Genomic DNA, 13694 nt, shown 5'->3' on the forward strand with positions numbered 1-13694 from the left:
GCAGCATAGCCAAAAGAAAATATAGCAGAACTGTAAAATATAAAAGAGGTTGTGCCAACGTTTTGACACAACCTCTTCTTCTATTTCAGCTAGTCCTCATTATTATCTTCTTCATCATCCACCAGATTATTGAGTTCCAGTTCAAGATCTACCAGTTCCTGTTCCCATAACTTCAGGATATTCTTTGGCGTATCCTTAGCCGCTTTCTTTATTCTTTCCTGTGCCAGGGATACTTCATGCTCCAATTGCCTACGTCTGCTCATATTATTCTAATTTTTAAATGACTGTTTCTTATTATCTTTTCAATAATTCCGGAATGTCCGAAGGTTCTTCCGCTACTCGTATACCGGCAGCTTCCAGTGCTTTGACCTTCTCTTCTGCCGAACCGGAACTTCCTGAAATAATGGCTCCCGCATGTCCCATCTGTTTTCCCGGAGGAGCGGACTGTCCGGCAATAAAAGCCACAACAGGTTTGCTGACATTCTGACGAATATATTCGGCAGCCTGTTCTTCCGCGTTTCCGCCGATCTCTCCAATCAGTACAATAGCTTCTGTTTCCGGATCGTTCTGAAACATCTCCAGTAATTGGAGAAAATGCAGTCCTACGACAGGATCGCCACCGATACCGATAGCGGTGGATTGTCCCATGCCATTGGTCGTCAAGTGATATACTATTTCATAAGTGAGTGTTCCGCTGCGGCTGATAACTCCGACTTTTCCTTCCTTGAAGACTTGTTCCGGCAGGATACCAACCATACTTTTTCCCGGAGAAATAAGTCCCGGACAATTTGGCCCGATCAACATGGCGCCTTTCTCTTCAACAAACCGGTGCGCTTTAATTACATCCAGTGTGGGAATCCCTTCCGCAATGCAGACAATTAACCGGATACCCGCATCTGCCGCTTCCATAATTGCATCCGCCGCAAAACGCGCCGGAACGAAAATGATGGAAGTATTGGCCTGCGTCTGTCCGACAGCTTCATACATGGTGTTGAATACTGGAATACCGTCTACGTCCGTTCCGCCTTTGCCCGGAGAAGTTCCGCCAACAACATTGGTTCCATATTCTTTCATCTTTTTGGCGTGGAAAAGTCCGTCTCTGCCTGTGATTCCTTGTACAATCAAGTGAGTGGATTTATCTATTAATATGCTCATAATTGGTTTACTTTTAAAGTGATTCGTTATGCATTATGATTTCAGAGTCATCAATGCGGCTTCTTTCATGGTCGTGGCTATCTGAAAACGGTTATGATTCCGCAGCAACTCCCGTCCGATATTCTCATTGGTTCCTGTAAGCCGTACGATGACAGGTATATCGCTCTTTATCATGTCGAATGCCTGGATAAGTCCCATTGCCACATCATCACAGCGGGTGATTCCGCCGAAAATATTAATCAGAACCACTTTGACTTTTTCGTCCTGCAACAGGAGTTTCATGGCTTCCACTACTTTGAGCGGATTGGAACTGCCGCCGATATCCAGGAAGTTGGCCGGATTTCCACCGTGCAGTTTAATCATATCCATTGTAGCCATGGCAAGTCCGGCGCCGTTCACCATGCAACCGATATTACCGTCCATATGAACATAACTGAATCCTTTATCTTTCGCGTTTGCTTCAACCTTTTCTTCTTCCGTCGGATCAGATAATGCCTGTATGCCTGGATGACGGTAAAGAGCATTATCGTCAAAAACAATCTTGGCATCAATAGCTATCAGCGTACCCTTTGCGGTGAGCGCCAACGGATTGACTTCCACCAACGATGCGTCGTTTTCTATAAATACTTTATAAAGTTCCTGAAGGATAACGGCCATCCTGCCTGCCTGTTCCATCTGTGGAAATAGGGAGAAAGCGAAATGCCGTGCCAAATAATCGGGAAGCCCGATAAACGGATCTATTGAATACCGGATGATTTTTTCCGGTGTTCGCCGGGCTACTTCTTCAATATCCATTCCACCGGATGCGCTCATCATAAGAACAACGGAACGTGTGTTCCGGTCGATAGTAAAGCCGACATAATATTCGGCTGCAATATCAATGGCTTCACTCACCAGTACCTGATTGACGGGGAGCCCTTTGATGCTCATCCCAAGAATATTTCTTGCTTCCTGATAGGCATCTTCCATGTTATCTACCACTTTGACTCCACCGGCTTTTCCCCGGCCACCCGTCAATACTTGCGCTTTAATAACGACTTTGTCCGTCCCGATAGTCCGAAATGCGGCTACAACACTCGCGGCGGTACGGCATAGCGTGTGCCTCTCAACAGGTATTCCATACTTGGAGAAAATCTCTTTCGCTTGATATTCATGTATTTTCATGGCTCACAAATTTGAGTAAATGATTCCTACTAATAAAACAGAAGCAAGATACGGAAAGTTTACGGAAAAGAATTCTGCCTGAATGTTTTAGAACATGTTAGTATCCTTTTGGTATGAAGATTGAGAATAAAAAAAAGCGTGTTGACAATCCTGCCAACACGCTGTAAACTAATGAATAGTGTATTTTTTCTGATGTTTATGCAATGCCATGGGCACTGACAGAACCGTCTATCTTTTTAATCAATCCCTGAAGTACTGCACCCGGGCCGCATTCTGTGAAATCAGTAGCGCCGTCAGCAATCATATTCTTCACTGATTGAGTCCAGCGTACGGAAGCAGTCAGCTGGGCAACCAGGTTTTTCTTGATTTCGGCAGGATCAGTATGAGGGAGGGCGTCTACATTCTGATATACCGGACATTTGGGAGTATGAATTTCTGTTGCCTTGATAGCAGCTTCCAGTTCTACTTTAGCCGGATCCATTAACGGAGAGTGGAAAGCGCCACCCACTTTCAACGGAAGAGCGCGTTTTGCCCCGGCAGCTTTCATCAGTTCGCAAGCTTTCTCGATACCCGGTATAGAGCCGGAGATAACGATTTGTCCCGGACAGTTGTAGTTGGCAGGTACACAAACTTCACCTTCTGCATTTACAGACGCACAGATTTCTTCTACTTTTTCATCCGGCAATGCGATAATGGCAGCCATGGTAGAAGGAGTTGCTTCGCAAGCCTTCTGCATAGCCATTGCACGTGCATAAACCAGTTTCAAACCATCTTCAAAGCTCAAAGCACCGGCAGCTACCAATGCAGAGAATTCGCCGAGGGAGTGTCCCGCAGTCATTTCCGGCTTGAAGTCGTCGCCCATGCAAAGAGCAGAGATAACGGAATGAAGGAATACGGCAGGTTGAGTCACCTTTGTCTGACGAAGGTCTTCGTCTGTACCGTTGAACATGATATCTGTAATGCGATATCCAAGGATATCATTTGCTTTTTCAAACAATTCTTTTGCTAAAGCTGAGTTTTCATACAGGTCTTTACCCATTCCTACGAATTGAGCGCCTTGACCGGGAAATACAAATGCTTTCATATTTTTATTATTTAATTGATTTTTAATTGCGGGTGCAAAGTTACGTATTTTTATGATACGACCGCACAAAATGTACACATTTGTGCAATGGAGTCGGGAAAATGCCATAGCGGGCCATTGCCGTGCCCGATGTGCAAATCCTTTCCTGCAATGATAGCCTGAGTGATATAAGTCTTGGCATGCTGGATGGATTCCCGCATGGGATAGCCTTTTGCGAGGTAGGTGGCAATAGCGGAGGAGAGGGTGCAGCCTGTTCCGTGCAGATTATTGCTTTCTATCTTTTTCTCTTTATATATATGGTATATGGATTCGGCAGTGTGCAGAAGGTCGAACATTACGTCGCCTTCCAGATGCCCGCCTTTTATTAAAATGCCGGTATGGAAACTATCTGTCAATATTTTGGCTGCTTCCTGCATCTCCCGGATGTTGTGAATGCTTTTGCCCGTGAGCACGGTTGCTTCATCAATATTGGGAGTGAGTAAGGTAACGAGAGGCAGCAACTCTTTTTTTATTTCTTCTATGGCTTCGTCCGTCATCAATTTTCGTCCGCTGGTAGATACCATGACCGGATCATATACCACGTATTCGGGCGCATACTTTCGCAGGCAATCGGAAATGACATGAACAATCTGAATGTCACTCACCATACCTATTTTTATAGCAACAGGTTGAAGGTCTTCCATCACGGCCTCTATTTGTCCGCGTACAATTTCAGGAGACATGGCTTGTACGGCGCATACTCCCAGTGTGTTTTGTACGGTCACTGCGGTAATGGCTGATGCCGCATATCCGCCTAAAGCCGAGATTGTTTTTATATCTGCCTGAATACCTGCGCCACCCGAACAATCGGAACCGGCAATGGATAAAATGACTGGAGGATGTTCCATTTTAGTTTTTTTAATATTTACCTGCAAAGATAGGATAAAAAACGATAAGGTACAAAATGGCATATCGTTTAAAGTACAATAAGTATCCTTGTTGCCACTAACCGTTATTTGCATGAAAAGTACTGATAATAAAGCGTAAATCTAGTTTTTGTACTTTATACAATTACTCATCCCGGAAATAGCTAAAATACATATTGTAAATAATAAGATAACACTCTCTATACATATTGTAGTATGTATGATATATATTTATATGAAAAACAATGTTTTATAGCATGTTTGATAAGTTTGCTTTGACAGTATTTCCCTTCTATATTTGCATCGTCTTAAAGAAATAGATATGCAGAATATACAGAAAAATCCCCCTTTGGCCAACAATCACATATCAGTAGACTGTGTAGTGATTGGTTTTGACGGAGAACAACTGAAAGTATTGCTTGTAAAACGTGCAGGTGAAGAAAACGGTGAGGTATATCACGATATGAAACTTCCCGGAAGTCTTATATATATGGATGAAGATTTGGATGAAGCTGCACAACGCGTATTATTTGAATTGACAGGACTCAAAAATGTGAACCTGATGCAGTTCAAAGCATTCGGGTCTAAGAACAGAACCAGTAATCCTAAAGACGTGCGTTGGCTGGAACGTGCCATGCAGTCGAGGGTAGAACGTATTGTGACTATCGCTTATCTGTCAATGGTAAAGATAGACCGTGCATTGGATAAGAATCTGGATGAGCATCAGGCTTGTTGGATTGCTTTGAAAGACGTCAAGACATTGGCTTTCGACCATAATTTGATTATTCGGGAAGCGATGACTTATATCCGCCAGTTCGTGGAATTTAATCCTTCCATGCTATTCGAACTGCTTCCGCGTAAATTTACGGCTGCACAATTAAGAACTCTTTTTGAGTTAGTATATGATAAAGCGGTAGATGTGCGCAATTTCCATAAGAAGATAGCCATGATGGAATATGTAGTTCCTTTGGAAGAAAAACAACAAGGAGTGGCTCATCGTGCTGCCCGTTATTATAAATTTGACAAGAAGATATATAATAAGGTAAGGCGGTAAGGGTTAGTACCAGAACGCCATCCGTTAATCACTAAAATCATTAATCCGTTAATCACTAAAAAATGTTTCTATTAGGTTATGACATAGGTAGCTCGTCTGTAAAAGCGAGTCTGGTAAATGCTGAGACAGGCAAATGTGTATCATCGGCATTTTTCCCGAAAACAGAAGCGAATATTATCGCAGTAAACCCCGGATGGGCTGAACAAGACCCGGAAAGTTGGTGGGAAAACCTGAAGTCGGCTACGCAGGCCATTATGACTGAATCGGGTGTCAGTGCTGCCGAAATTAAAGCTATCGGTATTTCTTATCAAATGCACGGACTGGTGTGCGTTGACAAGAATCAGCATGTGTTGCGCCCTGCTATTATTTGGTGTGACTCTCGTGCCGTGCCTTACGGACAGAAAGCATTTGAGACAATAGGAGAGGAGAAATGTCTTTCCCATCTGTTGAACTCGCCGGGCAACTTTACCGCTTCCAAACTGGCATGGATTAAAGCCAATGAACCTGCTATCTATGAGCAGATTTACAAGATAATGCTTCCGGGTGATTATATCGCCATGAAGCTAAGCGGAGAAATCTGCACAACAGTTTCCGGCCTTTCGGAAGGAATGTTATGGGATTTCAAGAACAACCGGGTAGCTGATTTCTTAATGGACTACTACGGATTTGATTCTTCTTTGATTGCGGATATCAAACCGACCTTTGCGGAACAGGGACGTGTCAATGCTGCGACAGCCAAGGAACTGGGACTGAAAGAAGGCACTCCAATCACATACCGTGCCGGTGACCAGCCTAATAATGCCCTTTCTCTGAATGTGTTCAATCCGGGCGAGATAGCTTCTACGGCGGGAACATCGGGAGTGGTTTATGGAGTAAACGGTGAAGTGAATTATGACCCTCAATCACGTGTCAATACCTTTGCGCATGTCAATCATTCAACAGAACAGACTCGCTTGGGTGTACTGCTCTGCATCAACGGAACAGGTATCCTTAATTCATGGGTGAAACGTACGATTGCTCCCGAAGGAATATCTTATAATGAGATGAACGTCCTGGCTTCCAAGGCGCCTATCGGAAGCGCTGGAATCAGTATCCTTCCCTTCGGCAACGGTGCCGAGCGTATGCTGAACAATAAGGAAATCGGTTGCAGTATTCGCGGGCTGGATTTCAATGCACATGGCAAACATCATATCATTCGCGCTGCTCAGGAAGGTATCGTGTTTTCCTTTAAATATGGTATTGATATTATGGAGCAGATGGGTATTCCTGTGAAGATGATTCATGCCGGACACGCCAATATGTTCCTGAGTTCGATATTCCGTGATACGTTGGCAGGAGTAACGGGAGCCACTATTGAACTTTATGATACGGACGGTTCGGTAGGCGCAGCGAAAGGTGCGGGCATTGGCGCAGGTATCTACAAAGATAATAACGAGGCGTTTGCCACGCTCGACAAACTGGATGTGATTGAGCCTAATGTGGCTAAACGTCAGGAATATGCGGACGCATATGCCAAATGGAAATATCGCCTTGAAAAATCAATGGCAGGCAAAATACCGGCTCCGGTTCTTTCTTCAGATAAGTAATTGACAATATAAATAATAACCATTTAAAAAATAAAAAAGAATTATGGCAACAAAAGAATTTTTCCCGGGAATTGAAAAGATTAAGTTCGAAGGTAAAGATAGTAAAAACCCGATGGCATTCCGTTACTACGATGCTGAAAAGGTAATCAACGGTAAAAAGATGAAAGATTGGTTGAGATTCGCTATGGCATGGTGGCATACATTGTGTGCAGAAGGCGGTGACCAGTTCGGTGGCGGAACAAAACAATTCCCTTGGAATGGTAATGCAGATGCTGTTCAGGCTGCAAAAGATAAAATGGACGCAGGTTTTGAATTCATGCAGAAAATGGGTATCGAATACTACTGTTTCCATGACGTAGACTTGGTTTCTGAAGGTGCAAGCATCGAAGAATACGAAGCAAACTTGAAAGAAATCGTAGCTTACGCAAAACAGAAACAAGCTGAAACAGGAATCAAACTGTTGTGGGGTACTGCCAATGTATTCGGTCATGCCCGTTATATGAACGGTGCTGCTACTAATCCTGATTTTGACGTTGTGGCCCGTGCTGCTGTTCAGATTAAGAATGCGATTGACGCTACTATCGAACTTGGTGGTCAGAACTATGTATTCTGGGGTGGACGTGAAGGATATATGTCTCTTCTGAACACAGACCAGAAACGTGAAAAAGAACATCTGGCACAGATGTTGACTATCGCTCGCGACTATGCCCGTGCCCGTGGCTTCAAAGGTACTTTCCTGATTGAACCGAAACCGATGGAACCGACTAAGCATCAGTATGACGTAGATACGGAAACTGTAATCGGCTTCCTGAAAGCTCATGGCCTGGATAAAGACTTTAAAGTAAATATCGAAGTGAACCATGCAACCTTGGCAGGTCATACTTTCGAACATGAATTGGCAGTAGCAGTGGACAACGGCATGTTGGGTTCTATCGACGCTAACCGTGGTGACTATCAGAATGGTTGGGATACAGACCAATTCCCGATTGACAACTACGAATTGACTCAAGCAATGATGCAGATTATCCGCAACGGTGGTTTGGGCAATGGTGGAACAAACTTCGACGCTAAGACCCGTCGTAACTCTACTGACCTGGAAGATATCTTTATTGCTCACATTGCAGGTATGGACGCTATGGCTCGCGCATTGGAAAGCGCAGCAGCTTTGCTGAACGAATCTCCGTACAAGAAAATGCTGTCTGACCGTTATGCTTCATTTGACGGTGGTAAAGGTAAGGAATTTGAAGACGGCAAGCTGACTTTGGAAGACGTAGTTGCTTATGCTAAAGCAAACGGTGAACCGAAGCAGACTAGCGGAAAACAAGAACTTTATGAAGCAATCCTGAATATGTATTGCTAATTAAAATCTAATACTAAGACGATAGGGCAGTGGGGAACTGCTGCTTTATCGCCTTCTTTTTATATCTAATCCAACTACTACACACTACTTTATCCAACTTATAGAAACTATGAACAATACAACGAACGAAGGAAGCAAACTTTATTTGTATTCCATCACATCCGTTGCTATCCTGGGCGGACTGCTTTTCGGTTACGACACGGCAGTTATCTCCGGCGCAGAAAAAGGCTTGGAAGCTTTTTTCCTTTCAGCTTCTGATTTCCAATATAATAAAGTAATGCATGGAATTACTTCATCCAGTGCATTGATAGGCTGCGTGCTTGGTGGTGCTCTCTCCGGTATATTCGCTTCCCGCTTGGGACGCCGTAATTCGTTGAGACTTGCCGCCGTACTTTTTTTCCTTTCAGCATTAGGTTCTTACTATCCGGAATTCCTGTTTTTTGAATACGGAAAACCGAATATGGACTTGCTGATTACATTTAATCTTTATCGTGTCTTAGGTGGTATCGGCGTCGGACTGGCATCTGCCGTTTGTCCGATGTATATCGCGGAAATAGCTCCTTCCAACATCCGTGGAACACTTGTTTCGTGCAACCAGTTTGCCATTATCTTTGGTATGTTGGTGGTGTATTTTGTGAATTACCTGATTATGGGCGACCACCAGAATCCTGTTATCCTGAAAGATGCTGCCGGAGTTTTATCAGTTAGCTCCGAATCTGATATGTGGACTGTATTTGAAGGCTGGCGTTATATGTTCGGCTCTGAGGCTTTCCCTGCTGCTTTCTTCGGTCTGTTACTATTCTTTGTTCCGAAAACTCCCCGTTATCTGGTATTGGTACAACAAGATGAAAAAGCTTACTCCATTCTGGAAAAAATCAACGGTAAGGCAAAAGCGCAGGAAATCCTTAATGATATTAAAGCTACTGCTCACGAAAAGACAGAGAAACTTTTTACTTATGGAGTGGCAGTAATTGTTATCGGTATTCTTCTTTCTGTGTTCCAACAGGCTATCGGCATTAATGCGGTACTTTATTATGCTCCGCGTATTTTTGAAAATGCAGGAGCAGAAGGTGGCGGTATGATGCAAACTGTTATTATGGGTATCGTAAACATCATCTTCACATTGGTTGCTATCTTTACCGTAGACCGTTTCGGACGTAAACCGCTATTGATTATCGGATCCATCGGTATGGCAGTAGGAGCATTTGCAGTGGCAATGTGCGATAGCATGGCTATAAAGGGAATCTTCCCGGTACTTTCAGTTATCGTATATGCCGCATTCTTCATGATGTCATGGGGGCCGATTTGCTGGGTACTGATTTCAGAAATCTTCCCGAATACAATCCGCGGCAAGGCAGTTGCCATCGCCGTAGCTTTCCAATGGATATTCAATTATATTATATCTTCCACTTTCCCGGCATTGTACGATTTCAGTCCGATGTTCGCTTATAGCCTTTATGGAATTATCTGTGTAGCTGCCGCAATCTTCGTATGGCGTTGGGTGCCCGAAACGAAAGGCAAGACACTGGAAGATATGAGCAAGCTTTGGAAGAAAAATAAGTAAATTAGGTTAGTGTAATTTCATCGTGTCGTCAGGATTTCAGTGTGACGGCAGGATTCTATCAAGATTATGACATCATGCCAATGGTATGGTGTCATAATCATTTATATGCATATCTTTCAGTAAATCAATAGTTTATTTTGCATGATTGATGCAATAACTAACAGTTTTGCATTTTTGAGTAAATGCATAGTCTGACAATGCGCTTATCTTTGCATTGTAAAATTTGAAAAGTCACATTATTGAAAGATTATGATAACAGAGCAGCATAAAGATACCGTTTATTTTTCAAACCTTTTCGCAAGGCACTATCCTGAAATTTATGGAGATTTATCCGATATTCTTTCTCGTCATCATGTAGCACATGGTACATTGATGCACACTAAAGATTATTGGTGTCGAGACTATATGCCAATACAATGGGGGTATAAAACTTATATTCAATTCCGTTATGAACCTGATTATTTAGCAGACAAACCACAGTATAAAACTAATATTAATCCTGTATTGAAGGCTATGAGGGAAAGAATGAATATTACGCAATCTCCACTTATAATTGATGGTGGAAACGTGGTTGTGTGTGAAGTAAAAGAACCATATATGAAAGATTGGAGACCAATTATTATTATGACAGAAAAGGTATTTCAGGAAAATTCTCTGATTGATCGGAAAGAAGTGCTCGCAATATTAAAAAAGAATTTTTATGGGGCGGAGATTGTATTTCTGCCATGGGACAAATCTGATGTCTGTGGTCATACAGATGGGATTATTCATAATGTTGGTGATGGCAAGGTTTTGGTTAATCTGAATGCCTATCCCCTGAAAATAGCACGAGAGATGAGACGTAGATTGAGTAAATTTTTTGTGGTTGTAGATTTAAAACTTAGTGAGTATCATCATAATAGTTGGGCATATATAAACATGCTTCAGACACGTGACGTAATCATTGTTCCCGGACTTGGACTACCGACAGACAGAGAAGCATTAGAACAGATAAAAGAATTGCATCCTTCTTATGAAGGTCAAATCTATCAGGTAAATATCGCTTCGATTGTAGAGAAATGGGGAGGTGCATTGAATTGTTTGTCTTGGACTATGAGTAAATATATATCTGGCTTAGAGTGGTTGCTTGAATTTGATGAATAAGTGATGGCTGTCACTACAAACAAGATAATTCATAAACTCAAAATGTCGTTGATTATTTAATATCATCTAAGCGTGAAACAAAAAGTCAATATGTTCGACATAAATTTACACTAAAAAGATTATCTTTACCCAAAGAAACATTAACCTTATAATAATCATGGATACTTTAAAAAAAGAAATTGCAATATTAAGGCAATGTAGTGACTTTAAGGAAATAGAGAAACAACTTCAAACGATTAATAAATTGATAGTTACAAATTATATGTTTGAGTTGAGTAACGGGCTACGGATTTATCCAATTGAAGTAGAAGCTTATTTTAAAGATTCAAAGTTTAATGATGAGTCTGTGCATGGAAATGAACTGCAAAAAAATAATTATGGAAGATTTTATGTCCATCGTACAGGTAAAACGGAGGATTCAAAAATTAAAGGTGGAACAAGAGGAGGCGTTGATATTTGTTTGTCTGATGATGTTGATACATATTATGGTATTCTGATAAGAAGCGCAAAGTTTGATGATGGTACAACTAAATTTGGCCCGAATAATGTTTTAAAATTTATTATTGAAGATAAGAATGTAGATTATAAAACTTTGGAAAATGATTTTGCTTTAAAAGAAGCTGTTGAAGATTGTCGTGATAGGGAAAATAAATCAATTATCTTACATTCGACACGCTTTGGCCTAGGTAGAAAGCAAAGTGATGATTTCAAAGATTTGCAATTGCGGACAATAGTGGGATTACTGCTCTCGTCTTATGCATACAAGGAAAAGGAAAATGTGTTCAGGAACTATATTGTTAATGAAAACTTATCAAAAGCAGAAGCTGAAAAGAGAGCTATTGACATTCTAGGGTATTGTCCTAAGTCTTTGATAAAAAGTATATATGAGGTATTATAGCTATTAATTTTATATAAGGGTGATAAATATATGTCACCCTTATATGAATTAGCGAACGATTGGAATCCAGATTTCAGTAAGAAGTCCTTTCGTATCTGTGTCAGTAGGGGAATTCAAGTAATGTTCTAAAACAGGAGTTTCTCCTAAGCGGTAAGATTGTGGTAATTGTTTCAATATTGTTTCATAAAAAGCATCTAACAATACGTAATCTCCTTGATGGGTATAGACTGCATATGTGCTTTGTGGCAGCTCCATATACTTTATTTGACTGGTAAGAGAAGGATTGAATCCTGTTTCTTTTTGAATAGTCATGCAAGCATAAAAACGGCATTTTTCTGATGAGGTAATACCTGTATCGTCATAAGCTATGCCCCAATAATCTTCCTTATCTGGTAATAAAGAGTTTTCTTCTGCATATTTATATAGGTAATCCCAAGTTTCTGTTTCAAAAGTAGCCGTATTGCAGGTTTCATAATCACCGATATAAGATAAAAATAAGACAGGTATTGTTTCGGATTCCACTATACGGCAAGGAGGAATAGGTGAAGGATAAACATGTGCTGTTTCCAATAATTTCTTTTGTAATTCTCGGGGAGTAAGATTGTATTTTTTTTGAAGTGCATTATTAAACGCTGGTTGGTTGGCAAATCCAATATATTCATATATTTCAGTTATACTCATATTATTGTCTTTGAGTAACTGCTGGGCATATTCCATGCGTGTGCGAATGATATATTGATGTAATGATTCGCTTGTATAAGCTTTAAACATCAACTGAAGGTTACGAACAGACATACATGCTATTTTAGCTAATTCAGGTATGGATAACAAACGGTTGAACTCATCCGCCGTTTTACCTGTCCAATTCTTTTGTATCATGGAATTTAGATAATGAAGAATTGTTTCAATTTGTCCTTGATAGGAGAATTTGTTAGAACTCATATTTTTTTATTTTATATGCATATCTTTCGGTAAATCAATAGCTTATTTTGCATCAACTATATTTCTGGATATTCCAAACCATCCCGGCACAGGAAAATAAAAAGGAGAACGAAGATACCCCGGATGAGTCAGTTTCCCTTCATCCACCCGTTTCTGTAATCTGCGAAGCGCAGTTGCCTTCCGTAACCCACAGATAGAGCAAAGCTGTTGTGTAGTAATGTAAGAGTTGTCTTTAAAAAACTCTGCCAGTTTTCCATCAATTTCTATATCGCTTAATTCTAGTGAACGCCGGGGCTCGCTCACTTTCTCAAAAGTGGTAGCTTTTAATTCACGAAGCAAGTCTTTCTCCGGTGTGAAGACGATTCCACTGCAATGGACGTTTTCGGCACGCATCTCTTTTGGAGAACGTACTTCAGGAGATTCAGCCTTGATACGGAATGAACCGACCCCGGGAATATGAATGCTGTTACCATTGGATAATTCTTGTTTGAAAACATCTGCGAACTCTATAAAAGAGCCTATTACATCGCTTTGTCTTAAACTACTTCTGGATTCAATCCTTTCGGCAATATCCTCTAGTGTAATGGTATCCCGTACGACCAGCCGGGCGTGATATCTCGTTTTATTGGAGTCTTTGGGTTGAGGAGTCAGGAAGAAATCATAAAGTGCATTCATTGCTTTAGTTGTTTTGTGCGCATCAATTAGCAGATTTACGCAGTTGTTTTATTTTTTTGTGCCTATCTATTGATTGGCTCACATTATGCAGGGCAGACGCATTAAAAATTATTTTCCTGTAAGAGTTGTGACAAATATTTTTCATCCCATCCCGCTTTTAGTCT

The 13694-nt window shown here is 41.3% G+C and carries 13 protein-coding genes; 6 read left to right on the forward strand and 7 right to left on the reverse strand.

All coding sequences use genetic code 11. The features are described 5' to 3' along the window. Nucleotides 1–89 precede the first annotated feature (89 nt). The 5 genes from AB5443_RS24915 to thiD all read right to left on the reverse strand — a co-directional run bounded on the left by AB5443_RS24915 (nt 90) and on the right by thiD (nt 4290). A complete protein-coding gene (locus AB5443_RS24915) occupies nt 90–263 on the reverse strand; it encodes a hypothetical protein (RefSeq protein ID WP_195408401.1) in 174 nt (57 codons plus the stop codon). Between the two features lie 31 nt (nt 264–294). Continuing rightward, complete coding sequence (gene sucD / locus AB5443_RS24920) at nt 295–1155, reverse strand: succinate--CoA ligase subunit alpha (protein ID WP_277135626.1); 861 nt, start codon at nt 1153–1155, stop codon at nt 295–297. Between the two features lie 33 nt (nt 1156–1188). Further along, nucleotides 1189–2319 (reverse strand): ADP-forming succinate--CoA ligase subunit beta, encoded by a 1131-nt coding sequence (gene sucC / locus AB5443_RS24925; RefSeq protein ID WP_277135625.1) that lies wholly within the window; start codon nt 2317–2319, stop codon nt 1189–1191. 196 nt (nt 2320–2515) lie between these two features. Beyond that, entirely contained in the window at nt 2516–3403 is an 888-nt protein-coding gene (gene fabD / locus AB5443_RS24930; RefSeq protein WP_044654566.1) for an ACP S-malonyltransferase, read from the reverse strand. 50 nt (nt 3404–3453) lie between these two features. After that, nucleotides 3454–4290 carry a bifunctional hydroxymethylpyrimidine kinase/phosphomethylpyrimidine kinase gene (gene thiD, locus AB5443_RS24935; protein ID WP_277135624.1) on the reverse strand — a complete coding sequence of 279 codons (837 nt, stop codon included), beginning with the start codon at nt 4288–4290 and terminating at the stop codon, nt 3454–3456. 340 nt (nt 4291–4630) lie between these two features. Here thiD and AB5443_RS24940 point away from each other — a divergent pair, with 340 nt between their 5' ends. From AB5443_RS24940 to AB5443_RS24965, 6 genes are all read left to right on the forward strand, one after another. Then, nucleotides 4631–5362, forward strand: coding sequence for an NUDIX domain-containing protein (locus AB5443_RS24940; protein ID WP_022138823.1), 732 nt, complete (start codon nt 4631–4633; stop codon nt 5360–5362). 62 nt (nt 5363–5424) lie between these two features. Then, on the forward strand, nt 5425–6948 hold the full coding sequence (locus tag AB5443_RS24945; protein ID WP_277135623.1) for a xylulokinase: 1524 nt from the start codon (nt 5425–5427) through the stop codon (nt 6946–6948). 43 nt (nt 6949–6991) lie between these two features. Continuing rightward, nucleotides 6992–8308 (forward strand): xylose isomerase, encoded by a 1317-nt coding sequence (gene xylA, locus AB5443_RS24950; RefSeq protein ID WP_022138821.1) that lies wholly within the window; start codon nt 6992–6994, stop codon nt 8306–8308. A 109-nt stretch (nt 8309–8417) separates the two neighbouring features. Continuing rightward, nucleotides 8418–9872: a D-xylose transporter XylE gene (xylE, locus tag AB5443_RS24955; RefSeq protein ID WP_044655827.1), complete on the forward strand. Its 1455-nt coding sequence runs from the start codon at nt 8418–8420 to the stop codon at nt 9870–9872. 249 nt (nt 9873–10121) lie between these two features. Continuing rightward, nucleotides 10122–11015, forward strand: a complete 894-nt coding sequence (locus AB5443_RS24960; protein ID WP_191031151.1) for an agmatine deiminase family protein — start codon at nt 10122–10124, stop codon at nt 11013–11015. Nucleotides 11016–11172: 157 nt separating this feature from the next. Further along, nucleotides 11173–11913: a hypothetical protein gene (locus AB5443_RS24965; protein WP_368114580.1), complete on the forward strand. Its 741-nt coding sequence runs from the start codon at nt 11173–11175 to the stop codon at nt 11911–11913. Between the two features lie 48 nt (nt 11914–11961). Here the strand turns inward: AB5443_RS24965 and AB5443_RS24970 are convergent, their stop codons facing one another. Together AB5443_RS24970 and AB5443_RS24975 are read right to left on the reverse strand one after the other, a co-directional pair. Further along, nucleotides 11962–12855, reverse strand: a complete 894-nt coding sequence (locus AB5443_RS24970; RefSeq protein WP_368114581.1) for a GyrI-like domain-containing protein — start codon at nt 12853–12855, stop codon at nt 11962–11964. A gap of 42 nt (nt 12856–12897) precedes the next feature. Beyond that, nucleotides 12898–13530 carry an HU family DNA-binding protein gene (locus AB5443_RS24975; RefSeq protein ID WP_368114582.1) on the reverse strand — a complete coding sequence of 211 codons (633 nt, stop codon included), beginning with the start codon at nt 13528–13530 and terminating at the stop codon, nt 12898–12900. Between the last annotated feature and the right edge of the window lie 164 nt (nt 13531–13694).

The organism is Bacteroides sp. RTP21281st1_H5_RTP21281_210402, assembly GCF_040918965.1.
GTDB lineage: Bacteria > Bacteroidota > Bacteroidia > Bacteroidales > Bacteroidaceae > Bacteroides > Bacteroides congonensis.